The 24,912-nt window shown below is 36.3% G+C and carries 19 protein-coding genes and 2 riboswitches; of the genes, 15 read left to right on the top strand and 4 right to left on the bottom strand.

Going from position 1 to position 24,912, the window contains the following annotated elements; all coding sequences use genetic code 11:
* Positions 1–116: 116 nt before the first annotated feature.
* Positions 117–1,301 carry a DUF4317 domain-containing protein gene (locus tag ADJ83_RS14175; RefSeq protein WP_048718098.1) on the bottom strand — a complete coding sequence of 395 codons (1,185 nt, stop codon included), beginning with the start codon at positions 1,299–1,301 and terminating at the stop codon, positions 117–119.
* 240 nt (positions 1,302–1,541) lie between these two features.
* Between ADJ83_RS14175 and ADJ83_RS14170 the strand changes: the two genes are divergently transcribed.
* The 5 genes from ADJ83_RS14170 to ADJ83_RS14150 all read left to right on the top strand — a co-directional run bounded on the left by ADJ83_RS14170 (position 1,542) and on the right by ADJ83_RS14150 (position 7,777).
* The gene (locus ADJ83_RS14170; protein ID WP_048718096.1) at positions 1,542–2,429 is read left to right on the top strand and encodes a LysR family transcriptional regulator; all 888 of its coding nucleotides are present in this window, start codon (positions 1,542–1,544) and stop codon (positions 2,427–2,429) included.
* Between the two features lie 198 nt (positions 2,430–2,627).
* Positions 2,628–3,827, top strand: a complete 1,200-nt coding sequence (locus ADJ83_RS14165) for a M20 family metallopeptidase (RefSeq protein WP_048718094.1) — start codon at positions 2,628–2,630, stop codon at positions 3,825–3,827.
* Between the two features lie 31 nt (positions 3,828–3,858).
* Positions 3,859–5,292, top strand: a complete 1,434-nt coding sequence (locus tag ADJ83_RS14160) for a YfcC family protein (protein WP_231512586.1) — start codon at positions 3,859–3,861, stop codon at positions 5,290–5,292.
* A gap of 15 nt (positions 5,293–5,307) precedes the next feature.
* A complete protein-coding gene (locus ADJ83_RS14155; protein ID WP_031539121.1) occupies positions 5,308–6,999 on the top strand; it encodes a M28 family peptidase in 1,692 nt (563 codons plus the stop codon).
* A gap of 127 nt (positions 7,000–7,126) precedes the next feature.
* Positions 7,127–7,777, top strand: coding sequence for an SDR family oxidoreductase (locus ADJ83_RS14150; RefSeq protein WP_031539120.1), 651 nt, complete (start codon positions 7,127–7,129; stop codon positions 7,775–7,777).
* 168 nt (positions 7,778–7,945) lie between these two features.
* Here ADJ83_RS14150 and ADJ83_RS14145 read toward each other — a convergent pair whose 3' ends face one another.
* Together ADJ83_RS14145 and ADJ83_RS14140 are read right to left on the bottom strand one after the other, a co-directional pair.
* A complete protein-coding gene (locus ADJ83_RS14145; RefSeq protein WP_031539119.1) occupies positions 7,946–8,491 on the bottom strand; it encodes a DUF2812 domain-containing protein in 546 nt (181 codons plus the stop codon).
* Positions 8,492–8,827 carry a PadR family transcriptional regulator gene (locus ADJ83_RS14140; RefSeq protein ID WP_202908300.1) on the bottom strand — a complete coding sequence of 112 codons (336 nt, stop codon included), beginning with the start codon at positions 8,825–8,827 and terminating at the stop codon, positions 8,492–8,494.
* Positions 8,828–9,234: 407 nt separating this feature from the next.
* Here ADJ83_RS14140 and ADJ83_RS14135 point away from each other — a divergent pair, with 407 nt between their 5' ends.
* Both ADJ83_RS14135 and ADJ83_RS14130 read left to right on the top strand, forming a co-directional pair.
* A complete protein-coding gene (locus tag ADJ83_RS14135) occupies positions 9,235–9,813 on the top strand; it encodes a hypothetical protein (RefSeq protein WP_048718092.1) in 579 nt (192 codons plus the stop codon).
* A 461-nt stretch (positions 9,814–10,274) separates the two neighbouring features.
* Complete coding sequence (locus tag ADJ83_RS14130) at positions 10,275–10,625, top strand: YunG family protein (RefSeq protein ID WP_048718090.1); 351 nt, start codon at positions 10,275–10,277, stop codon at positions 10,623–10,625.
* Between the two features lie 250 nt (positions 10,626–10,875).
* On the opposite strand, the gene ADJ83_RS25635 is transcribed toward ADJ83_RS14130, so the two are convergent.
* A complete protein-coding gene (locus ADJ83_RS25635) occupies positions 10,876–11,052 on the bottom strand; it encodes a hypothetical protein (protein WP_160314258.1) in 177 nt (58 codons plus the stop codon).
* Positions 11,053–11,392: 340 nt separating this feature from the next.
* Between ADJ83_RS25635 and ADJ83_RS26545 the strand changes: the two genes are divergently transcribed.
* From ADJ83_RS26545 to ptsG, 8 genes are all read left to right on the top strand, one after another.
* Positions 11,393–12,787, top strand: coding sequence for a TerD family protein (locus ADJ83_RS26545; protein WP_048718088.1), 1,395 nt, complete (start codon positions 11,393–11,395; stop codon positions 12,785–12,787).
* Between the two features lie 270 nt (positions 12,788–13,057).
* On the top strand, positions 13,058–14,011 hold the full coding sequence (locus tag ADJ83_RS14120) for an AAA family ATPase (protein WP_031539111.1): 954 nt from the start codon (positions 13,058–13,060) through the stop codon (positions 14,009–14,011).
* Positions 14,011–15,216: a DUF58 domain-containing protein gene (locus ADJ83_RS14115; RefSeq protein ID WP_048718086.1), complete on the top strand. Its 1,206-nt coding sequence runs from the start codon at positions 14,011–14,013 to the stop codon at positions 15,214–15,216. Before ADJ83_RS14120 ends, ADJ83_RS14115 begins: the two co-directional genes overlap by 1 nt.
* Complete coding sequence (locus tag ADJ83_RS14110) at positions 15,217–17,454, top strand: DUF4129 domain-containing transglutaminase family protein (RefSeq protein ID WP_048718084.1); 2,238 nt, start codon at positions 15,217–15,219, stop codon at positions 17,452–17,454.
* Between the two features lie 29 nt (positions 17,455–17,483).
* A riboswitch (purine riboswitch) is annotated at positions 17,484–17,585 on the top strand.
* 181 nt (positions 17,586–17,766) lie between these two features.
* Positions 17,767–19,317, top strand: coding sequence for a glutamine-hydrolyzing GMP synthase (guaA, locus tag ADJ83_RS14105; RefSeq protein WP_048718082.1), 1,551 nt, complete (start codon positions 17,767–17,769; stop codon positions 19,315–19,317).
* A 135-nt stretch (positions 19,318–19,452) separates the two neighbouring features.
* Positions 19,453–19,555: riboswitch (purine riboswitch) on the top strand.
* Positions 19,556–19,699: 144 nt separating this feature from the next.
* Complete coding sequence (locus tag ADJ83_RS14100; protein WP_031539104.1) at positions 19,700–21,028, top strand: NCS2 family permease; 1,329 nt, start codon at positions 19,700–19,702, stop codon at positions 21,026–21,028.
* A 204-nt stretch (positions 21,029–21,232) separates the two neighbouring features.
* The gene (glcT, locus tag ADJ83_RS14095) at positions 21,233–22,075 is read left to right on the top strand and encodes a glucose PTS transporter transcription antiterminator GlcT (RefSeq protein ID WP_031539103.1); all 843 of its coding nucleotides are present in this window, start codon (positions 21,233–21,235) and stop codon (positions 22,073–22,075) included.
* 187 nt (positions 22,076–22,262) lie between these two features.
* Positions 22,263–24,332, top strand: a complete 2,070-nt coding sequence (gene ptsG / locus ADJ83_RS14090) for a glucose-specific PTS transporter subunit IIBC (RefSeq protein ID WP_048718080.1) — start codon at positions 22,263–22,265, stop codon at positions 24,330–24,332.
* Positions 24,333–24,912: the final 580 nt, after the last annotated feature.

Below are 24,912 nucleotides of genomic sequence, written 5' to 3'. Positions count from 1 at the left end.
ACTTCGTTTTTAAACCTTTTTCTAAAAAACAAACACGAACTTTTTGTAAATTAATTACATTATAGTTCGTGTTTGTTGTTGGTTGAAATGCTTTTGTCCCAACCTCTCTTTGAATCTTATTCTTCTTCTGAACTTCCGCCAAAAGCTTCGGGAATCATTGTAAATCCTTCGATTACGGTGTCTTCTTCGACTTCGATCATCAAGTACCTTTTTCCGCTAAATTCGATTTGTTTTACATATCGTAAGTCTGGTGGACTTATTGCGATATTGGCAATTTTTGTGCTGATTTTAATCGACTTTGATGTGAATTTTGGCAAGATATTACTTGCTTTTAACTCGTACTTATCATCATCAATGATCTTTTTGAAAGCAAATTCAACTTTTTCTGGATTAATATCCTCCACGCCACTCATTTTTAAGACTTGTTCGACGTCTTTGGAATCTAATTTTGGAACTTCTTCCTCTTCATTTTCTACAATCATCCGGTTAATTTCTTCATAAACATTGGAAAGAGTAGAGGTGCTTAGCTGATCTCCAGTTACGTCCTTAATTATTTCTTCAAACACGATTTTATCATCTTGAGCAGTCATCATTTCTTCGCCGTTGAGCACTTCTTCGATAAATTGATAATCCGGCTCATGAATCTTGCCCGCAGCATAGAGAATATGATTAACATCTGCCGCATTATCTGTGAAGCTTGGGAAAAGAAATCCCCCCATGGGTGCATTCAGATTAATAATGGGGTCAACAACAATATTGTATTTAAATTCTTTCTCTACATAATCAAATAGCAATTCTTTTTTTGGCTCTTGTGTGTTATTGATGCTGCATAAAATGAAAGGATGGGAGAAAACCGTATCTCTTTCACTTTCTTCGGACTCTGCATTGCGGCGTTTCTTTGGTTTTAAATATTCTCCGCGAATGAATGTAATGACAATATCTTTTTCATATTGCCTGCTATTAAGCATCTTTTCCACTATCTGCAGCATTTGGTCTTTCCAATCTTCTACTTCAGAGCTAAGTAATCCTTTATGTAAAATAAGCTGGCTATTATTCTCTGCATCCCTTTGAAACTTTAATTCAAAGAGCTTTTCATCTAAATTGCCGGCAAGTAATTTTTTAAAGTTATGCAAAAATAACTCTTGTTGATCTTGGTCAAGCATTCCGAATGGTTGGCTTTGATAATGGAATATATCACTCGATTCTTTCATGACATAGACATTAAACATGTCTGTAATTCTAAGTAGATCGTTGTTCATTTTGAATTGTTTTCGAATGTTTGCTATATCTTTTTTGTTCATTCTAAGTACACTCCTAAGTTACTATAAGTAAAAGATGGATGTTATATTAAGCAGTTAGCTAAATGTATGCACTCATTTTTAGTCATTCATCCATTTTATCATATTTAGTTTCTCTATTATAAGAAAGAAAATAGAGTTATGGGAAAACAAGTTTGTTTTAATGAGGAGAAAGAGGTCTAGTCAATATTATTCCTCTATGCTTAAATAGGAGATAATCTAAGAAACAGGTGGGGAAACGAAATGAATGAGAAGGATTGCTTGCTGCTCCTCTATTTACAGAAGGAGCAAAATATAACGAAAGCAGCGGAACATCTGTTTATGACACAGCCTGCCTTGACCTATCGCATACGCCAACTTGAAAAGGAATTTCAGGTTGAAATCCTCTCTAAAAATGGGAAAAACATAAGACTGACACCAGCTGGCGAACATTTAGTAGAGTATGCAAAAAGAATTCTTAGCGATTTGCGCAAGACGAAAGAATTTCTGCTGAATTTGGAAAATGAACTGATTGGAAGTTTGAAAATTGGTGTGAATAGTCACTTTGGTTTGTACAATTTGCCGTCGATTTTAAAGGATTATATAAAGATGTTTCCGAAAGTCGAATTGAATGTAGATACTGGATTTAGTACGGAAATGATGGATTTACTAGTAGATGGGCAAATTGATGTGGCGATTGTAAGAGGAGATTATAACTGGTCAGATGGGAAATACCTACTTAGCGAAGAGAATGTCTGTATTATTGCAAACGAACCGATTGATGTAAAAAAGCTTCCTCGGATGCCGATGATTAATAGAAAAGAGCCTAAAGTACTTCTGAAGTATAAGACAAGTCCATATAATCCTTTCGAGCAAAGCGTTGAATATTGGTGGAATCAAAGGTTTATTGAACCACCAATAGTAACGATGAAAGTGGATAGCTATGAAACGTGTAAGGAAATGGTGAAAAAAGGGCTTGGTTATGCGATTATCCCTAGTGTTTTTTTAAAGCAGACGGACGATTTATATAATGCTCCGCTTATTTTTAAAAATGGTCAGGAAATGAAAAGAAGAACGTGGATGTATTATAGAGAAGAATCGATGAGTCTCGCGACAGTAGCTGAGTTTGTTCGATATATGAAAAAATCGTAGAAAGAGAATGACTATGTGATTCTCTTTTTTTTGTCGTGTTTGTATAATTATAAATATTTGTTTATGTAAAAATAGCTGTTATCCATAAAAATTTTTTATGAATAACGAAAAAAAGCTTGATTTTACTTATTTATACAGGGGTATTACAATGGTGAATATAATTATCATTGTTCAGAATATTTCGGGGGTTGTATATTTATGTATTTGGAGAAGGCCGGAGAAAAACTAGCACTTATCGATAAGGTAGATGCGATGGATAACCAATTACGCGAATTAGCATTAAAGATTCATCAGAATCCAGAAGTGAGTTTTCAAGAACAACAAGCGATGAACTGGTTGACAGAACCACTTGAAGAGGCGGGGTTTGTCATAGAAAAAGGGATTGCGACATTAGAAACGTCATTTAGAGCGACTTGGGAAGGGACACCTGGTGGTCCAACGATTGCATTACTTGCAGAATATGATGCGTTGGCAGGATTAGGGCATGGCTGTGGACACAATATTATCGGAACCTCAGCTGTAGGTGCGGCAATAGCGCTAAAGGAGACAATGCCAAATTTAAAAGGAAAAATCGTTGTTCTTGGAACACCAGCAGAAGAGCTAGGTGGCGGAAAAATTATAATGGTGGAACAAGGTGTTTTTGATCAAGTGGATGCTGCCATGATGTGTCATCCCCATAAGAAATCGATGGTTTTGCGGGGAGGATTGGCTTGTGTAGATGCAACATTTAAATATTATGGCAAGGCAGCCCATGCAGCTGCTAGTCCTGAACAAGGAATCAGTGCATTGGATGCAGTCATCCATACATTTGTTGCGGTTAACTCTTTGCGTCAGTTTTTTAAGGATGATGTGAGAATTCACGGGATTATCACAAAAGGTGGAGAGGCTACAAATGTAGTGCCCGCTTACTGTGAAGCCGAATTTTTACTAAGGGCGGAAAACGTAGAGCAGCTGGAATTAGTTCGAGAAAAAGTATATGCTGCTGCTCGATATTCTGCAGAGGCAGTAGGGGCCGCTTTAGAGATTGAAGAGGGACTTATCTATGCCGAAAGAAACAATAATCATGCCCTTGCCCATTTATTCAAAGACAATTTGGAGCTTTTGGATGAAGAAGTAAGTGATCCTCCTAAAAAAGGCGGAATCGGTTCCTCTGATATTGGCAATGTTGGTCAAGTGACAGCAACCATTCATCCTTATATTAAAATCACGGATTCAGCCAATACACACACTCCAGAGTTTGTAGATGCTGCTGGTTCAGAAGAAGGGATGAAAGGACTAAATAAAGCTGCAAAAGCATTGGCGCTCACAGCGTTTGATCTATGCACAAACGAACAATCCCTAAAAGCGATTCGCAGTGAGTTCGAGGAATGGAAAAGAAGCAAACAGCAAGTGAAATAATAGATGAATAAAAAAGTAAAGGGTGAATAGGTTGAAAACGAATAAGCTAGCGTCCAATGTGGCATCTCCAGTAACAAATAAGGGAAAGAAACTTCGAATGCCACATACATTTGTCATCATTTTATGTATGGTGTTATTTGCAGCTGTACTTACTTACATACTCCCGGCAGGAGAATTTGAACGGGTAGAAGATGCAAACTCAGGAAATACAGTAGTAGTACAGGATTCTTACCAACATGTTGAACAAAATCCTATTAGTCTATTTAATCTGCCACTAGCAGTTGTACAAGGTTTGGTAAGTGCAAGCGATACAGTCTTTTTTATCTTTATCGTTGGTGGTGTTTTCCAAATTATCAATTCTACAGGAACGATTGAAGCAGTTGCTGGAAGAGTTGGAAAAACCTTTATGAACCGTGGTCTAGTTATTATTCCAATTTTCTTGACCCTGTTTTCATTCGGTGGCTTTACAATTGGGATGTCAGCAGAGGTAATGGCGTTTGTACCTATTGGAATCGCGATTGCTAGAGCATTAGGATATGATGCGTTAACTGGGACAGCCATGGTTATGTTAGGTGCAGCGACAGGTTTTACAGCAGGGTTACTAAATCCTTTTAATGTTGGAATTGCCCAATCAATTGCTGAAATTCCAATGTTTTCAGGAATGTGGCTACGTGCGATTATTTTAGTTGTGCTGCTAATCGCTACTAGTTTTTATATTATACGTTATGCAAAAAAGGTGAAAAAGAATCCATCATCAAGTATTGTTGTCCAGCTTGAAAAAGAAGAAGGGCATAAAAATATCGATATGACTTCATTATCATCCATGAAGGTCAATCACTATTTAACAATCATTGCTATATTAGCAGGATTTGGTTTCCTTATCTGGGGAGTTTCAGAAAAGGGATGGTGGATGCAAGAATTAGCTGCGTTTTTTCTAGCGTTAGGTATTATAGTAGGGTTTCTATCTAAATATGGGCCTAGCAAAATTGCAAGTGAATTTGTGGCAGGGGCAAAAGATATCACTTTTGGTGCCTTTATTGTCGGATTAGCAAAAGGAATCGTTATTGTTTTAGAGCAAGGACATGTTATTGATTCGGTTGTAAATGGATTAGCGATAATGGTTGACCATCTGCCAAGTTACATTCAGGTTCTCGGCATGTACTTCTTTCAAACGATTATGAATGTCTTTATCACTTCTGGAACAGGACTTGCTGCAACAACAATGCCGATTATGGTTCCATTAGCTGATTTAATTGATGTTACTAGACAAACAGCTGTTCTAGCCTATCAGCTAGGAGATGGGTTATCTAATTGTATCCTGCCTACCTCTGCCATGTTAATGGGAAGCTTAGCGGTGTCAAAAATAAAGTATCAAGAATGGGTAAAGTTTTTCTGGCCATTATTGGTGATATGGCTTGTTATTGGCGGAGTTTTTGTCATCGTCGCAGATATTATTCACTATTGATGAAGAGGATGAGTAATGATGAACCCCCAGCTTATTGAATTAATGGATAAGGAACTTTTAAATCAACATGTTAAGGAACTTTCTGCATATGAACGGTTAACAGGAGAGGAAGAAGCTGAAAGAGCGGTAGATTATATAGTGGGAAATTTGCAACAGCATCATATTTCATATAATCGTTACCAATTCGATGGATACTTTAGTGATCCTATTCATGGGGCAGTGTTTGTAACAGCACCTATGAAACTGGCTATTCGCGCAAAAGCAAGATCATTTGGTGCCAATCTTCCGAATGGGGTAAAGGGAAATCTTCTATATGATTTCTTTAGTGAACACTCAACAGGGATAAGCGGACCAGTCGAGCGTTATGAAAAGATGAAAGACAAAATTATTATCAGCTGGAACTATTACGAGGATTATGTGAAAAAAATAGAAAGTGCAGGAGCAATAGGGCTTATTCATATATGGCCATCTAAGGAAAAGGCGCTTCATGAAGAAACGGTGGGAACAATTTGGGGTACCCCTACGATGGGAACTGTGGACCAACTGACGAAAATTCCTGTCGTTGGCATAAACCATGAAGATGGGAGCAAGTTGCTTGAGTGGATAAAAGAGGAGCATTCTGTAGAAGTCGTATTGAAAACAGAGGTGAGAAATTCTGTTAAAAAGACTAGTTTACCAGTTGCTACTATTCGCGGGGAACTTGAAGAGTATATTTTGGTATCAGGACATTATGATTCCTGGCATAAAGGGGCAACAGATAATGCAACAGCCAATTCTTTGATGCTGGAGATGGCCCGGATATTTTCTACTCAAAAAAGTAAACGAAGCATTAAAATAGCTTGGTGGCCAGGACATTCAAATGGTAGATATGCAGGGTCTGCCTGGTATTGTGATCAATTTTGGGAGGAAATCAATGAGAAGTGTGTAGCACATATTAATATTGATTTTCCAGGGACGAAAGGAAATGTTCAAGTAGTTCCAAGATCAACAGCGATGGAAAAGGAAGAACTTTTAACCGATATTATTCGAGATTATACAAAGAAGGAACCATCTCGATCAGATTATTTGCCTCGGGGAGCGGATCAATCCTTTTGGGGAACGAATATTCCTATCCATCTAATGCTAAAGTATGAACCAATCGATCAAGAAAAAAGGTATCAAACACCAGGAGGGAACTGGTGGTGGCATACAGAAGAGGATCTCGTTGATAAAGTGGATTGTGATTTATTGGAGAGAGATACAGGGATGCACATAGATCTAGTGAATCACTTGGTGAATGTACCGATCTTGCCAATTAACCTTCTTCGCTTTTTAGCAAAAAGTAAGGAGATTATAAAAGATCTAGACAATCATTCTGATGAAGCTTTCGATTTCACTAAAATTCATCAAATCTTTGAAAGGGTTTCGATAATGGCGGGAGAGCTTTTGGAAAAGGAAGAATCAGATAAAACTTCCTATAATAAGCTTTTAAAATCGATTGGTGGAAAACTCAATAGACTTAAGTTCTCTTATTCCAGTAGATATGATTATGATAACACGTATCCTTTTCAGCCTTATCCTGGCTTAGCCAAAGTGAAGGACGTCTATCGAAGCAATACAACACAAGAAGATTTCCTGTTTATCAGTACCTTTTTCATTAGACAACGAAATCGGATAGTAAATGAGATAAAAGAAGTAATAATGGAGATAGAAAGATACTTTGATTAAATATATAAAGGTTTTCGCTCGTTCTTATGTCGAGCGAAAGCCTTTTTTAGTTAGGCGCCTTATTTGAAATAGATATTCTTAAATGAAATAATAGTAGGAGAAGATGGAACGGAAAGGAGTTTTTACAATGAAGGTATTAGTGGTTGGAGCGAATGGGCAAATAGGCAAACAGTTAGTAATGTTATTACAAGCGAGCCATGTATACTCTGTTAGGGCATTAGTCAGAACAGAAGGTCAGCTAAAAGCATTTGAACAAAGCGGAGTAGAGGCAGTGATGGGCAATTTGGAGGAGACGGTTGAGCAGCTAGAGAGTGTTGTTCGAGACTGTGAGGCAGTCATTTTTACTGCAGGTTCAGGCGGGAAAACCGGGTATGATAAAACGTTGCTAATTGATCTTGATGGTGCGGTTAAAATGATCGAAGCATCAAAAAATATGGGAATCAAGCGATTTGTAATGGTTAGCGCACTACAAGCACATAATCGAAAAAACTGGAATGAACAACTTAAGCCCTACTATGTAGCAAAGCATTATGCAGATCGAATCCTCATGGAAAGCGGATTAACGTATACGATTATTCGTCCAGGTGGCCTTTTGAATGAAGATGGAACTGGAAAGGTAACGATTGGGGAGAATCTTGAAAGAGGGATGATTCCGCGAGAGGATGTAGCAAAGACGGTAATTGCCTCACTACAGGAATCGAACGTGTTTAATAAAGCTTTTGATATAGTTTCTGGTGAAACGACGATTGCGGAGGCAGTGGGGGATTATAAAGATTAATTAGAGAAGAAGCGTCTAGGTATGCAGGTTGGTTTGGCTGATATCCTAGTATGTTTGGCTGATAAAATAGAAGATTGGCTGGAACCCCAACAGTATTGGCTGATATATCGAAAACCTAAGCTGTAACAGGATGGACGCTCTCTCTAATCCTTGCGATTTAGAAAATCATTAAAACAATTTTTTTCTCTTTTTTAATGCATAAATTTTTTTAGTAAGTGGAAATCCAAGAATAAGAAAGAAGATTCCTATTATAACTAAAACAGCATTTAGGATCACTTCAAAAGTATGGATGTCTCTAAAGAGAAAGACTTGAGAAAGCCCGGAAGAAATAAAGATAATAGCCAGGATATACCAGATGAAATTAATTCTTTGGTAATGTTCAATTTGGGAATCAATATCAGAATAGATTTTAAATTCACCTAAGGAAGCATCTCTTCTAAAGTAATGCCATCTTTTAATAGATGCAACTTGATCCACGCTAAACTCCTTCATTAGTGCTAAATAGTCATCCTTTTCTTTTTGAAAAACATCTTGTTTAAGAAATTCAATACGGTATATATATTTACTTGGTGTACTTGTTTCGAAAACATAGTATCCATCAGTAATTTCTTGTAGGGCATAGCCTTGTTTACACATATTGTTTATCCAAGCCTCTTCTTTTTCAATATTGATAAAGAAATCTTTAAATACACTTCTTTTTACTTTTTTAATCATTTAGTTGTCCCCCATTCTTATTAATCCATTTTGATACAACTCCTTTAGTCTGACGATTTCAGATTGAACTACTTGATAGCCTTCGTTAGTCAGGATATATACTTTCTTCCTTTTCTCCAAGACATCATTATTCGTAAATTCAATCCATCCTTTATCTAAGAGAGCTTTAAGGGCACCATAAAGTGTGCCGGGAGCTAGTGTTAAACGGCCATTACTCATTTTTTTTACATCCTGCATTATTCCATAACCATGTTGAGGAGCAAGAAGAGAGAGTAGAATATAGTAAGTTGATTCTGATAATGCATGGTTCGTGTTATGTCCTGAAATAGAAATCACTTCCCTTTTTTATTATATCTTCTTGCGATATATCGTGAGACGATATAGTTTATATAATTATACCTCTAGTTTAGGTAAGATTCTATGTGGAAAAAGCTGAAAATTTAAAAAATGACACGAATTATTTTCAATGAAGCTGTAATGGGTAGTACAGCAGCGCAGCTATCACATTCTGCAAAACAAATATTCAGATTATAACCAGGAATAAAGCTGATTTGCAACAATTGGGTTCGTGGTTATTGGTGTAGTAGCAAAGTTAGGGGGATTTGGTAGATACTTCTAAACGCACCCATCCTAATCAACATATCTATTGGAACTAGTTATATATCATTCCCTATTGTCATATGGTATACAATGTGTAATTCCTTAGGTTAAGGAAATCAATAACTGAATAGAGGAGGCAGTATATGCTTTGGATTCTTAGTGCACTCATCCTTATTGGCTTTAGCTTCTTTATTTATTCACAGATACAAGACCTACCCGAAAATCAAATAACAGCGAAATGCTTGCCTATGCTGTATGGTATGTCTTCTAGTGTGGCCATCGGCGTTTTATTTGGTACCATTATGCACAATGAATTAGGAATGGCCACAATTCTTTCCATCATTGTAAGTTTCTCCTTCATTCTTTTTCTTTTTATTAAAAGCACAATAGTTGCAATGATAGAAGCAGGGGCAGCCAGTTTAATGGGGGCTTTAATGGGAGCAATGTTAGGAGTTATGCTGAATGAAGGAGATGCGGTCTTAATAATAATTATGGTAGATGCTATTTTTCTGCTAAGTAGTTTCGTTATCTATCATATTGTGAAGAAGTATCAGTCTAGTAAAAGAAGATTCACTTCCAATCTTTTAATCGTTTCAGCTACCTTAAGTCTTGGACTCATCCTTTTAACAGGATTTTCTTATATGCTGAAAAATGATGAGTTGCCTATAGAAACGAATGAGCATCATCATCAAGGACTAGAAATATATAAGGAAATATTATGAATCACGAATTCTATTCCATACTATCTACGTTTCAGCCACTATTTCTTCGAGAACTTTTCCTCTACTATTTTTTTCAAAAGAAAAGAAGAAGCCTATCTAAACGTAAGTAGTTCAGTTTTTGTGGAGAAACATCTTAAATAGCACATAAATTATCATACCTTTTAGCACAGTAAATAGCAGAACTGTTTTCATTGATATATCAACGTTTTATAAGAAAATAACAACAAAATATCATTATAAATAGCACCCATAATAACAACTTGACAATGGCTATTGTCATTGTGGAAATTAAGGTGCTATTTTACTTGTAAATTGCTATGTGATTATCAGTCTGTTGCGAGAAAAATCAAGGATTTATAACATTATGTGGTAAAATACACTTAAAGATTATGAAAATTCAGTTCTTCGACTAACAGGAGATATTTGGGGAATGAGTTATCTTTAGAAAAAAGAGGGTTTATATGGAGAATAATACTATACAAATAAAAGAAATAAAGAAGGCTTTGTTAAAATCCTGGTCTTTAGAGTCAAGTTCAAAATGGAGTTTGAATAACCCCGCAAAAGGACAATGTGGTGTTACCGCATTAGTAGTTAATGATTTATTAGGCGGGGAAATTAAGAAAACCAAACTGCCTGAGGGATGGCATTTTTATAATTTTATTAATAAGAAGCGATGCGATTTAACAGCTACGCAATTCAAAGAGGACATCTTATATGAGGATATACTTTCAAATAGAGAAGAAGCATTTACAGATACTAATGAAAAACAGTATAACTATTTAAAACAAAAGGTGATTGCTTTCTTCAACTAAAGGGTGCTTTAATTAAATAAGAACAACACATTCAATAACAAAAAGCTTGGGATATCCCAAGCTTTATTTGTTGCGTTAATTCACTTGCTATTTACATTGCGAAAACGTATATTTTTTGACTGTGATTTTCAGTTTTCTCCACGTTATCTGAACTACTTAATCTAAACGGCCTCTTCTTTTCCCTCTAATAAGTTTTTAGACTCCTTATAATTAAAATGAAGTAGTTGGAAAACTTTTATATAATAAATGATTACTGGTTAATTGATTGATCTGTAGAATCTTTCTCCTCTACTTGTTCCGCTTCTGTATCTTCTTGTTTTCTCTCATACTCTTTTCTTACATCTCCACAAGTGATGCATATCCCACTGTAATAATAATTATATTTATGATATTTTCGTATTTTGCATATAAGTGAACCAAATAACAAAAGTAACAACTCCTTTACTTATCCATTCTACAATAGTGGTCAGTAATATTTGGTTAAATAACCGTTACGAACCTACCAAATCTATTACAAAGATGTCTTCTTTATCTTTTTTATGACAATCACCAAAAAAACATTACAGCTTGCTAGAGGAATAGGTGAATATAGAAAGGAATGGAAAGAGAAAATGGTGAAAACTAGAAACTTTTTGATGTGCTGTATCGTAATAGGTATAGTTGTAATACAAATGTAAATGAATATCCGTACAAATGCCTAGATAATGCTGTAAAATAATAGGTAATACATGGTTGGAAGAATATGAATGTAAAAGGAGAGATTCTTTGTGGGGGTCATGCTAAGCAAAGGTCAAAAGGTAGATTTAACAAAAGCTCATCCTGGATTAAGCAATGTTGTAATTGGTTTAGGCTGGGATATCAATCAACAGGGTGCCAACTATGATTTAGATGCTTCTGCTTTTTTGTTGGGAGAAAATCATAAAGTATGGAGCGATAATGATTTTATTTTTTACAATAATCCATCTGGTCCTAATGGATCTGTAATATACAGTGGAGATAACCGGACGGGTCATGGTAGATTGGACGATGAACAAATTAGAGTGAATTTATCTCAAGTACCATCCAGTATTCAACGTATTGCTTTTACCATTACCATCCATGATGCTTATGAAAAAGGACAAAATTTTGGACAAATATCTAATGCCTATGTCAGAGTATATAATGAGGAAGAGCAAGTAGAACTTCTTCGTTTTAATCTTGGAAGAGACTATACAATTGAAACGGCAATAGTCGCAGCAGAGCTATATCGCCATAATGGAGAATGGAAGTTTAATGCTGTTGGCAGTGGCTTTCAAGGTGGTTTAGCTGCATTATGCCGCAATTTTGGGGTAACTGTTGATGATGAACCAACAGCACCTGTTCCATCTATTCAACAAGGCTATCAAGAACCAAATAGACCTCCTTTCCAGTCGTTTGAAACACAAACGTATCCCACTTCTAATAGAGAGGCATACCAGCCAACCGGTCATTCGGCTTATTCAAATAATCCGCAAATGTATGGACAAGCTTCTCAGCATAATCATCATTCTAGTGACCATTTCCAGTGTATTAGGTGCCATAGCACGAATGTCCGTACAGGTGAAAAAGGATTTGGAATTGGAAAAGCGGCTATAGGCGGGTTAATTTTAGGACCAGTTGGACTACTGGGTGGCTTTATTGGAAAAGGCCAATTAAAAATTAGCTGCAATAGTTGTGGTTATAATTGGTCTCCATCTCAGACAGATTATGCTGAATGGGGGAGACAGCAGAAGCAACGGGCAAAGGACCTCTTCATGCGATATAAAAATCCGGAAGTTTTAGACGCTGTTGTGGCTGCATGTGCATTAGTAGGGATGGCAGATGGAAGATTAGATCCTTCAGAAGAACGAAAAATGATGGAGTTTATCCATCAAAGTGAAGAATTGCGTGTTTTTGATACAAATAGAGTCGTTCAGCAATTTAATCACTTTGTTCGCAAAATAGAATACGATCAAATTATTGGTCAGACAGAGTGTTTTCGAGCGTTAGGGAAAGTGCGATCAAAGCCAGAGGTTGCAAGACTAGTAGCACGGTATTGCATTGCTATTGGCTATGCAGACGGTCATTTTGATCACAGAGAAAAACAAGTAGTGACAGAAATATGCCGAGAATTAGGATTGAATCCACAGGAATTTTTATCTTAAGAATAGGACATAATAGAATAGAAGACCAGTTTTAATAGAATAGTTTGGGAGAGAATGTCTAAAAGAAATCTCTTGCAAATATGTATACAAGAAAGATAGGCGGGAGATTACTTTTTCGTAATGTCGGAATGGTTTAACATATCATCAGTGGAGGGGATGAAATTCTCTACTGATGGAAGTTTTTCTTTATTGTATTCCGTCAAATCAGTAACTCCCATTGCTCGGGTGAGTATAGGTGCATTTTAATAGAAATACAACAGGAGGAGAAGGATGGCAGGAAATCATAGTTTAGTAATTGACAGAATAATCGGTAATATCGAAAAAGTAATGATTGGGAAAAGAGACGTAGCAGAACTTAGTTTAATTGCATTACTTGCCCAAGGTCATGTTTTATTAGAAGATGTCCCTGGAGTCGGGAAAACAATGATGGTAAGAGCTTTGGCGAAATCAGTTGGTGCTAATTTCCGTAGAATTCAATTCACCCCAGACCTTTTACCATCTGATGTAACAGGAGTCTCCATTTATAATCCGAAAGAGCTGGAATTTCAATTTGTGCCAGGGCCGATCATGGGAAATATCATTCTTGCAGATGAAATTAATCGAACATCGCCCAAAACACAGTCAGCCCTTTTGGAGGCGATGGAAGAGAGTAGTGTAACAATTGATGGAATTACCCATCATTTACAAAAGCCGTTCTTTGTTATGGCAACCCAGAATCCAATTGAATATGAAGGAACATACCCTCTCCCTGAAGCTCAGCTAGATCGATTTTTATTAAAAATGCAGATGGGATATCCAACCGTGGCAGAAGAAATGGAAGTGTTAACTAGAGTCCAAGTAGCTGCTCCTATTGAAAAGTTAGAGTCAGTTGTGACCTTGGATGAACTGCTTACTCTTCAATATGAAGTTAGACAGGTGTATGTGGATGACACAATAAAGAAATATATAGTGGAGCTTGCTACTGCAACAAGAGAACATGCGGGAATTTATTTAGGAGTCAGCCCTAGAGGTTCGATTGCATTAATGAGAGCATCACAAAGCTATGCCTTTATTCAAGGAAGAGATTATGTTATTCCTGATGATGTTCAATTTTTAGTGAAAGCTGTATTTGCCCATCGAATTATTTTAAAATCAGAGACAAAATTTGATGGAATATCGCCAGAGGAAATTATCAATCGAATTGTTGGGGAAGTCTCTGTACCGGTGCAAAGGTTAGTGAAGTAATGAAAAGACTTTTGCAAAAATTAAATCGGATTTGGAAACTAATTTTATTATTTTTATTAATAGCGATGGTTTTTTCTTATGCTATGTTCCAAGGAGGATTTGTTAGCTGGTTTTTATTCTATAGTTTTTTACCTTTTGCTTTATATGGACTACTGATTGCTGGTTACCCAATTAGAGACTGGCAGGTAAAACGAAAAATTCAAAAATATGAGTACAGTGCAAAAGAAGAAATGCATGTAGAAATTGAATTAAAAAGAAAGACATTCTTCCCTATTTTCTATGTCATGGTGGAAGATTCGTTTAGCTCGACTGTAGGGGAAAAGATAATGGGAAAGAAGCTGTTAATGCCTGGGTTCAGACGTACTCTTACTTATAAATATACGGTAAAAGAGTTGTCGAGAGGAGAGCATGTATTTGATCAGATTTTCCTGCAAATAGGAGATCCTTTAGGTCTTGTTGAAAAGGAGAAAGTTTATATTCAAGTTGATCGGATACTTGTCTATCCTCCTTTTGAAGAGATGGTTTACAAGCCTTTGGAAAATCATTTTGAACAAGGGATGACTTCTTCGAAGGAACGAGTGCAAAGAGATACGACAATGGCAGTTGGAATAAGAGAGTATCAGCCTGGTGACCGCTTCTCATGGATTAACTGGAAGGCAAGTGCAAGGCGGAATAATATGATGACAAAAGAGTTTGAACAAAAGCAGACCCATGACATTATGATTGTTGTGGATTGCGAAGAGAATAAGAGATTTGAAGGAGTAGTTTCTTTTACTGCTTCAGTAATTCGTGCCATTTTAAAAAAAGGTGCTCAGGTAGGGCTTTTATCAGTTGATACAGATCGAACAATTTTTCCAATAAGAGGAGGAGAAAGTCAACAACAACTATTACTCTATCATTTAGCAAAGATTCGGACTACAAAGGAGATAACACTTGCAGAGGTTTTGGATAATGAAAGCAGTCAGTTGCAGCAACAAGCTACAGTTATGCTGATTACATCCATGTTAACGAAAGAGCTAGTAGATAAAGCAGGCTGGCTTTCTAGCAAAAGGTATAATATAGCGGTGTTTGTCATTACAGGTAAAAATGAAGGCTTATCTAGTGGGGAAAAAACATTAAGTGCTTTTGCTGTAAAAAGAGGGATTCGCGTTATCCATGTTTCTGAAGGAAGATATAAAGAGGCTTTTTTGGAGGTGATGGCTTAAATGAGTTCATCTTTTAGCAAAAAGCACATCACAATATCCAATTTTCTATTGTATATCTTAGGATTTTTATTAATTTGGGAATGGCTTAGACCGCTGGAAGCGTTGACGAATACAGAGAATGTGATTGTATTTAATCTATTTCTTGCGCTTTCTTTATTACTAGCCTTTTTTAGAGCACCAAGCTTGTTAAGCGGAACATTAAAGACTGTTTATATTATCTTTGTTCTTCAATCTTTATATTTTGAGGAGTCCTTTTTAACCTTCCAATGGATCCAGCCTTTTGTTACTGAATTTATTGATAATCTAGTATTAGTGTTTGATACAAATTGGTCGGAAATGACCAATATGTTTAAAAGCTGTCTCTGCTTTATTTTACTATGGCTAATGGCCTACCTAATCGATTACTGGCTAATTAAACGAAGAAAGATTTTTACTTTCTTTTTGTTGACGATTATCTATATTACAGTATTAGATACCTTTACAATATATAGTGCTACTAGTGCTATTATTCGGACGGTAATCATTGGTTTTACAGTAATGGGGATGTTAACATTCTTTCGATTAAATGACAAAGAAGGCTCTGAGAATAACCATCGTTCAACTATAAAATGGATGATCCCGTTGCTCGTATTTGTAATAGGGAGTGCTGGAATTGGCTACTTATTACCAAAGGCAGATCCTATTTGGCCAGATCCAGTTCCTTTTATTCAAACGATGGGGAATAAAGGTGGAGAGAACGAAGGAGGCAGCACCGGAGAAGATGGTGTTCATCGGGTTGGATATAGTGTAGATGATTCTAGATTAGGAGGGGACTTTATTGGTGATTCCTCCATGGTTTTTGTCGCAGAAGTGGAAGAGCCCCATTATTGGAAAGTAGAAACAAAAGATACGTATACAGGAAAAGGCTGGGTGCAGTCAGAGGAATCTTTGCAATTGAGCCGAGATAACTTTGAAGTATTAGATCACGGTGGAGAGATTCCGTTTATTTCTTTTGTTGATGGAGAAAATGTGAAGCGGACAGAATCGCAAAGCACGGTTCAATTTACAAATGGTTTTTCATACTTCCTATATCCGTTAGGAGTAAAAGAAATGACTGCTGCGAATTCTTATATGGAAATTGAAAGTGGGAATGAGCGCGGGGTATTTAATGGCTATGTTGAAAGTTATTCCGTAACATATGATATACCGGAATACAGCTTAGATGCATTAACAACGGCGGACATGGAAGCCTTTGTGATGGATAATCCAGCTATTGCGAATCGTTATCTTCAACTTCCAGATTCATTGCCGCAAAGAGTGAAGGATCTTGCTGTTGATATAACGAAAAATGATGAAAATGTGTTTGCGAAAGTAAGATCGATAGAAACCTATTTCTCCTCTAATGGATTTGTTTATAGTCAAAGTAATGTTGCCATTCCGAATGGGGAGGAGGATTATGTAGATCAATTCTTATTTGAAACAAAACTAGGGTATTGTGATAACTATTCTACTTCTATGGTTACCTTGCTGCGTTCTATTGGCATTCCCTCTCGATGGGTTAAGGGCTTTACAGAAGGGGATTTTGTAGAGACAGATGGTGAAATTCGTCGTTATGAAGTAACAAATAATAATGCCCATTCTTGGGTAGAGGTGTATTTTCCGGAGGTTGGTTGGGTTTCCTTTGAACCAACACAAGGATTCTCCAATGCGAATACGTATATGAATGATATAGAAAATCAATCAAATTCTAATAATACAGAATCCGAAACACCAGATGCACAAGAACAACAGCAAGAAACTCCTGAAAACAAACCGGAAGAGCAAGAACAAACGTTAGAACCAACATCCCAAACTACGGAGGGGTGGAGTAATTATCCAGCTGTAGTCAAAGGAAATTGGCAATGGGTTGCTTTTGTACTAGCTTTAATCGGGTTGTTAGGAGTTGCTATTTATAAATTTAGATATAAATGGTTGCCTTATTATTATATTTGGAAATTCAAACATGCAACTGGCGAAAATAACTTTCCAAAAGCGTATATCGTATTGTTGCATTTATTAGAAATAGCAGGCCTTAAGAAAAAGGAAGAAGTTACCTTAAGAGAGTATGCGAAGCAAATTGATCACATCTATTCAAGTGATGAAATGAGCTTGTTGACTGCTAAATATGAGGAATATCTGTATAAAGGTCAATTGCAAAAAGGCAGCTGGGAAGATTTGAGGGAATTATGGGAAAATTTAATTAAAAAAACAACAGCTTGACCATCGATTCGACATGTTGTTACAATATTCTCATCTATATATAATTCCTTCATATATCCTCGATGATATGGTTCGAGAGTCTCTACCGGGTCGCCTTAAATGATCTGACTATGAAGGCAGATAAGTCTTTCCAATTTAGCTTCTTCATGGAATCCAAAAGACTAGAATTCTGCCTTCGTTTTTATTTGAGGCCGATTCTAGTCTTTTTTTCTTAAAAAAAGATGGTGAAATGGAGATAAGAGGCATGAATGATGAAGGTGTTTGGCAATAGTAATAAGAGAAATTCAAATAGATTAATTGGGGTGAATAGGAATGGGGAAAGCGCATATAGAAGGTCAGGAAATGATTGTTGTTCTAGACTTTGGTAGTCAATACAATCAATTGATTACAAGAAGAATAAGAGAATTTGGAGTATACAGTGAGTTGCATCCACATACCATTACTGCTGAAGAGATTAAGGAATTAAACCCTTCAGGAATAATTTTCTCAGGTGGCCCTAACAGTGTTTACGATGAAAATGCATTTGGTGTTGATGAGAAAATATTTGATTTAGGGCTTCCTATCTTTGGTATTTGTTATGGTATGCAATTGATGACACAGCATTTTGCAGGAAAAGTGGAAAAAGCAAAGCATCGTGAATATGGAAAAGCAGCGATTAATATTGAAAATAACTCGAAATTATTTGCTGACCTTCCAACAGAACAAATCGTTTGGATGAGTCATGGTGATTTAGTTGTAGAAGCTCCTGCTGGATTTACAATTGATGCAACAAGTGCTTCTTGTCCTATCGCTTCAATGAGTAATGGAGAAAAAGGATTATATGCAGTTCAATTCCATCCAGAGGTTCGTCATTCTGTATATGGAAACGAATTGTTAAAAAACTTTGTGTTTGGGGTTTGTGGATGCAAAGGTGACTGGTCTATGGAAAACTTCATTGAAATTGAAATGGAAAAAATTCGTCAGACAGTTGGCGACAAAAAAGTTTTATGTGCTCTTAGTGGCGGTGTAGATTCTTCTGTTGTTGCTGTTTTGATTCATAAAGCAATTGGTGACCAATTAACATGTATCTTTGTAGACCATGGACTTCTTCGTAAAGGGGAAGCGGAAGGGGTTATGAAGACTTTCACAGAAGGCTTCAATATGAATGTAATTAAAGTTGATGCAAAAGAGCGTTTTATGTCTAAGCTAGAAGGCGTAAGTGATCCGGAGAAAAAACGTAAGATTATCGGAAATGAGTTCATCTATGTGTTTGATGATGAAGCAGCTAAATTAGAAGGTATCGATTTCTTAGCACAAGGTACCCTTTACACAGATATTATTGAGAGTGGAACAGCTACTGCGCAAACAATTAAGTCCCATCATAATGTTGGCGGACTTCCTGAAGATATGCAATTCCAATTAATTGAACCTTTAAATACGCTATTTAAAGATGAAGTACGTGCTCTAGGTTCCGAATTAGGAATAGCTGATGATATCGTATGGAGACAACCATTCCCAGGTCCTGGTTTAGGGATTCGGGTATTAGGTGCTATTTCAGAAGAAAAATTAGAAATTGTGCGTGAGTCAGACGCAATTTTACGCGAAGAAATTAAAAAGGCTGGTTTAGAACGTGATGTATGGCAATACTTTACAGTTCTTCCTGATATCCGAAGTGTTGGGGTAATGGGGGATGCGCGTACTTATGATTATACTATCGGAATTCGCGCAGTTACTTCAATAGATGGAATGACCTCTGACTGGGCAAGACTTCCTTGGGATGTACTAGAAGTGATTTCTACAAGAATCGTTAATGAAGTAGCCCATATTAACCGCGTAGTGTATGACATTACGAGTAAGCCACCTGCTACGATTGAGTGGGAGTAAAAGGAAAAAAATAGTAGCTTTTCCTTTTATAAAGATAAGTTCTATAGAAAAAGCGAACGATCGTATATTTTTATTATCGATTGTTCGCTTTTTGTATTGACGAGCTTTCTTTAAACTGTTAAACTAGATTTACAACTGAGATAGATATTTTTTACTCGTATAATATTGGGGAATACGGCCCAAAAGTTTCTACCGAGCTACCGTAAATAGCTTGACTACGAGGTAAGTGTAAATAGGGAATAATGAGAACTCATTTATATATTTATTTTAAGAGAAAGTTTCCCTATTCGTATTCACAAACCCTAGTCAACGCTCCTTTAATCGTAGGAGTGTTTTTTTGTTTTAGTCGATTATTAAAGCATTTATGAGAGGGGAAAGATCAATGAAGAAGTTTTTCAAATTTGAAGAACTAGGCACAAATTACCGCAGAGAGTTTTTAGGTGGTTTCACTACATTCCTTGCGATGGCTTATATTTTAGCAGTAAACCCATTTACATTAACATTAGGAGATGTAGCTGATCTTCCGGATGCATTAAGAATGGATTATGGAGCGGTGTTTGTGGCGACAGCACTTGCTGCAGCAGTAGGATCTCTAATTATGGGGATATTTGCTAATTATCCAATTGCGTTAGCTCCAGGTTTAGGATTAAATGCATACTTTGCATATACCGTTGTTTTAACACAAGGACATCCGTGGCAATATGCTTTAGCAGCTGTATTTATTTCAAGTGTATTTTTCTTACTACTAACACTTTCTGGTCTTCGTGAAAAACTAATTAATGCGATACCAGTTGAATTAAAGCTTGCGGTCGGCGCAGGTATTGGATTATTTATAACATTTATTGGATTGCAGAATTCCGAAATTATTGTTGGTAACGCTGCGACACTTGTTCATATTGGTGATTTAACCAAGCCAAGTACATTACTAGCCATTTTTGGTATTTTCGTTACGATTATTTTAATGGTTAGAGGAATACACGGTGGAGTATTCTACGGAATGATCATCACAGCAGTAGTAGGAATGATTTTTGGAGTAATTGATACGCCTTCTAAAGTGGTTTCTACCGTTCCTAGTATTGAGCCAACTTTTGGATCATTGTTCTCCGCGCTTGGGGATCCTGGATTTTATACACAAAGTATGTTAGTTGTTGTTTTAACTTTCTTGTTTGTTGATTTCTTTGATAACGCTGGTACATTAGTAGCAGTTGCAAACCAAGCTGGATTAATGAAAGAAAATAAATTACCGAGAGCAGGAAAAGCGTTATTTGCCGATTCTATTGCATCCATGGTAGGTTCTATTTTCGGTACATCTACAACGACTTCTTATATTGAGTCATCAGCAGGTGTTGCTGCTGGAGCTCGTACTGGATTTGCTGCAGTTGTTACAGCAGGGTTCTTCTTGTTATCCTTATTCTTCTTCCCACTGTTGGAAGTAGTAACATCAGCTGTTACAACACCAGCTTTAGTTGTGGTTGGTATTTTGATGGTTTCATCCCTTGGGAAAATTGAGTGGGCTAAGTTTGAAGTGGCCGTTCCAGCATTCCTTACTATCGTTGCGATGCCTTTGACTTATAGTATTGCAACAGGTATAGCTGTTGGGTTTATCTTCTACCCTATTGTTATGATTGTTAAAGGTCGTATTAAAGATATTAATCCAATTATGTATATATTCTTTGTCATCTTCGCATTGTACTTTATCTTCTTACAATAGAAGGGAAGATGATTCATAACTCATTGTGATAAAGGTTAACGATATTATATTGTATTATTTTGGGGTTGCGAGAAAAAGTCTTTTTGCTAAGAAGAAAAGGGATGTCCATTTTGGATGTCCTTTTTCTCATTTTTTCGTTGACTTCCTATAAAGACTTTAATAACATTGAGGTACCGAGAAGTCTGTCGAAGTGGGGAAATAAGTATGCCTAATTTACTAATAAAGAAAGCGCTGAATAATAATGTGCTCATTGGAGACCATCCATCCTATGGGGAAGTAGTGCTTATAGGGAAAGGAATAGGCTTTAATCAGAAAAGTGGAGATTATATTGATGTTAATGTTGTAGAAAAGTTGTTTGTCCTAAAAGATGAAAAGGAACAAAGCAATTACTTGAAGCTTCTTCCACAAGTGGATAATGAGTTGTTGGATGTAATTATTTCATCAATAGAGTTAATTAAAAATAAGACAAATACAAAGCTTAACGAGCATATCCATATAGCGTTAACGGATCATATTATGTTTGCTGCCTCTCGTGTTACAAACGGGCTAGTATTGAATAATCCATTTCTGATTGAAACAAAGGCATTGTACCCGTTTGAGTATGCAATCGCTGAAGAGGTTGTGAAATTAATCGGAGAACAAACAGGGCTTCAATTACCAGTAGGTGAAATCGGTTTCATCGCATTGCATATTCATAGTGCAATGATGAACAAAAGTTTATCAGAGGTCAATCAGCATTCACAATTAGTTACACATCTTGTGAATCTCATAGAGGAACAACTAGATACAAAAATTGATAAAGATAGCATCGACTATATGCGTCTTGTTAGACATTTGCGTTTTACGATAGAACGGGTTAATTCAGGAGAAAAAGTAGAAGAACCAGAAAATATAATTTTGCTATTGAAGAGTGAGTATCCACTGTGCTATAATCTTGCATGGAAGCTCATAAAAGTGATGCAACAAGCATTGAAAAAGCCAGTCTTTGAAGCAGAAGCAGTTTATCTGACGATGCATCTACAAAGACTTCAGAAAAAAATTAAATAGTTATTATCTTATAAACGTGTTACTGATACGATCAGGCATGAGTGAAAAAGATGATTGATTTAAATGTTTTAGGGTAACCTAACCTTAGCGTTTATTTCAATCTATCTACGCTCATGCCTTTTTTGTTTTTTACTCTTGTTTGAGAACGCTTTTTTGAGCCGAAAAATTGCTTTAGGAGGTCAACAAAATGTTTAAAAAGTTGTTTGGTGTTTTACAAAAAGTTGGTAAAGCACTTATGTTACCAGTTGCTATTCTTCCAGCTGCTGGTATCTTGCTTGCATTTGGTAATGCGTTGCAAAATCCAACGCTTCTTGATATTGCTCCATTTTTGAATAATAGTGGAGTGGAAATGGTTGCGTCCGTTATGGAGGATGCAGGAAATATCATCTTTGGTAACCTTTCCTTACTATTTGCTGTTGGGGTTGCTGTTGGTTTAGCTGGCGGTGAAGGTGTAGCAGGTCTAGCTGCTATTATTGGATTCCTTATTATGAACGTTACTATGGGAACAGTTTTAGGGATTGATGCTGATGCATTAGTTGGAAGTACTGAATATGCAGCTGTTTTAGGAATTCCTACTCTTCAAACGGGTGTGTTCGGTGGTATCATTGTCGGTATTATCGCCGCCGCGATGTATAATCGCTTCTTTGAAATTGAGTTACCTTCTTATTTAGGTTTCTTTGCAGGTAAACGCTTTGTTCCGATTGTGACAGCTGCATGTGCTGTTATTTTAGGTTTAATTATGATTGTTATTTGGCCGCCGATTCAACATGGTCTAAATGTATTCTCTGAAAATATGTTGGGTGCTAATTTAACAATATCTGCGTTTATTTTCGGGTTAATTGAAAGATCGTTAATTCCATTTGGTTTACATCATATATTCTATTCTCCTTTCTGGTTCGAGTTTGGTAGTTATACAACGAATGCTGGAACAATTGTTAAAGGGGACCAAGCTATCTTTATGAACCAAATTAAAGATGGTGTTCAAAACTTAACTGCAGGTACATTTATGACTGGTAAATTCCCGTTCATGATGTTTGGATTACCTGCTGCGGCTCTTGCTATTTACCATGAGGCTCGTCCTGAGAAAAAGGCGATTGTTGGTGGGTTGATGGCTTCAGCAGCATTAACTTCTTTCTTAACAGGTATTACAGAGCCATTAGAATTCTCATTCTTATTCGTAGCTCCAATATTGTTCGGTATTCATGCTGTTTTTGCAGGTTTATCATTTATGACAATGCATTTATTAAATGTAAAAGTAGGTATGACATTCTCTGGTGGTTTAATCGACTATGTATTATTCGGTCTTATTAACCCACAAACAAATGCATGGATTATTATCCCTGTTGGTTTAGTATTTGCTGTAATCTACTATTTCGGTTTCCGTTTTGCAATTCGAAAATTCAACCTGAAAACACCAGGTAGAGAAGATGAATCAGATGAAACAGAAAGCAGTGCTAAAGGTACAACTAGTGATCTTCCGTATGATGTATTAGAAGCGATGGGTGGACAAGAAAATATTGCGCATTTAGATGCATGTATTACGCGTCTTCGTGTATCAGTTAATGATATTAAATCTGTTGATAAAGATCGTCTGAAAAAACTAGGTGCAGCAGGAGTACTGGAAGTTGGAAATAATATTCAAGCAATATTTGGTCCTCGTTCTGAAACGATTAAAGGCCAAATGAGAGATATTATGAGTGGGAAAAGACCACGCCCAACTGCTCAACCATCTATGGATAAAGAAGTGAAAGAGCAAATTGAAGATGTAAACCCAAGTGCATTACAAGGTAATGTAACTGGTGAAGATTCTTTCGTTGCTCCTATCAAAGGGGAGCTAGTAGCTATAACAGATGTACCTGACGCAGTTTTTGCGGGGAAAATGATGGGAGACGGTTTTGCGATTATTCCTTCAGAAGGTACAGTTGTTTCACCTGTTGACGGGAAAATTGTTAACTTATTCCCAACAAAACATGCCCTTGGAATCTTGGCTGATAATGGTCGAGAAATTCTTATTCACTTTGGTATTGATACTGTTAAGTTAAAAGGGGAAGGTTTTGAAACACTTGTTTCGGAAAATGATCAAGTGAAACAAGGACAACCTCTATTGAAAGTAAACCTTGACTATATTAAAGAAAATGCAACTTCAACTATTACGCCTGTTGTATTTACAAATTTAGCTGAGGGTGAATCTGTACAAATTAATAAACTTGGTAATGTGGAACTAAAAGAAGAAGATGTAGTAAAGATTACTAAGTAATTATATATATAGAAGAAACTCGGTCTTTTGATCGGGTTTTTTCTATATATAAGGGGGGGATTGTGGGAAAAAAGCGATTGTTAAACGGAATAATGAGAAGTAAGGTTACTTGGAGTTTAAAGGATTGTAATAACTTGTTAAGTAATACTTAATTTTATCCTACTCTTAAACTTCAGTATGGGGGAAAAAGCACCAACTGATGGAAGTTTCACTTTATTGAAATAATAATTTGGATAGATGATAGATATAGAGGGAATAGCTATATTAACAAAGTTAATTTAAAAAGATATAATTTTATCGTTTTTGTTGACGAAAATGTAAACAGATGTTATTATATAAAAACAGCCTTATGAAAGCTATTGATTACTTTGATTGATAGCAAGAAAGAAAATTATTTTGAAAAAGTAATTGACTTATTCATCAAAGGTTGGTATGATATAAAAGTTGCTTCTGATAGCAACAAACAAATTGCTCTTTGAAAACTGAACAAACAAACGTCAACAATAATCGTTTTATAACGAATGTTATAGAATGACAACAAGTAATAAAAAGCTAGAGTTTAGCAATGAGCTAATCAACT

This window comes from Bacillus sp. 522_BSPC (assembly GCF_001076885.1).
Taxonomy (GTDB): Bacteria; Bacillota; Bacilli; order Bacillales; family Cytobacillaceae; genus Niallia; species Niallia hominis.
The sequence above is the reverse complement of the archived record's forward strand: the minus strand, read 5'-3'. Positions and strand labels throughout refer to the sequence as shown.

Bases quoted from the DNA above. Each gene is read 5' to 3' on its own strand.
- ADJ83_RS14175 (WP_048718098.1), bottom strand. From the start codon at position 1,301: ATGAACAAAAAAGATATAGCAAACATTCGAAAACAATTCAAAATGAAC.
- ADJ83_RS14170 (WP_048718096.1), top strand. From the start codon at position 1,542: ATGAATGAGAAGGATTGCTTGCTGCTCCTCTATTTACAGAAGGAGCAA.
- ADJ83_RS14165 (WP_048718094.1), top strand. From the start codon at position 2,628: ATGTATTTGGAGAAGGCCGGAGAAAAACTAGCACTTATCGATAAGGTA.
- ADJ83_RS14155 (WP_031539121.1), top strand. From the start codon at position 5,308: ATGATGAACCCCCAGCTTATTGAATTAATGGATAAGGAACTTTTAAAT.
- ADJ83_RS14150 (WP_031539120.1), top strand. From the start codon at position 7,127: ATGAAGGTATTAGTGGTTGGAGCGAATGGGCAAATAGGCAAACAGTTA.
- ADJ83_RS14145 (WP_031539119.1), bottom strand. From the start codon at position 8,491: ATGATTAAAAAAGTAAAAAGAAGTGTATTTAAAGATTTCTTTATCAAT.
- ADJ83_RS14135 (WP_048718092.1), top strand. From the start codon at position 9,235: ATGCTTTGGATTCTTAGTGCACTCATCCTTATTGGCTTTAGCTTCTTT.
- ADJ83_RS14130 (WP_048718090.1), top strand. From the start codon at position 10,275: ATGGAGAATAATACTATACAAATAAAAGAAATAAAGAAGGCTTTGTTA.
- ADJ83_RS14120 (WP_031539111.1), top strand. From the start codon at position 13,058: ATGGCAGGAAATCATAGTTTAGTAATTGACAGAATAATCGGTAATATC.
- ADJ83_RS14115 (WP_048718086.1), top strand. From the start codon at position 14,011: ATGAAAAGACTTTTGCAAAAATTAAATCGGATTTGGAAACTAATTTTA.
- ADJ83_RS14110 (WP_048718084.1), top strand. From the start codon at position 15,217: ATGAGTTCATCTTTTAGCAAAAAGCACATCACAATATCCAATTTTCTA.
- guaA (WP_048718082.1), top strand. From the start codon at position 17,767: ATGGGGAAAGCGCATATAGAAGGTCAGGAAATGATTGTTGTTCTAGAC.
- ADJ83_RS14100 (WP_031539104.1), top strand. From the start codon at position 19,700: ATGAAGAAGTTTTTCAAATTTGAAGAACTAGGCACAAATTACCGCAGA.
- glcT (WP_031539103.1), top strand. From the start codon at position 21,233: ATGCCTAATTTACTAATAAAGAAAGCGCTGAATAATAATGTGCTCATT.
- ptsG (WP_048718080.1), top strand. From the start codon at position 22,263: ATGTTTAAAAAGTTGTTTGGTGTTTTACAAAAAGTTGGTAAAGCACTT.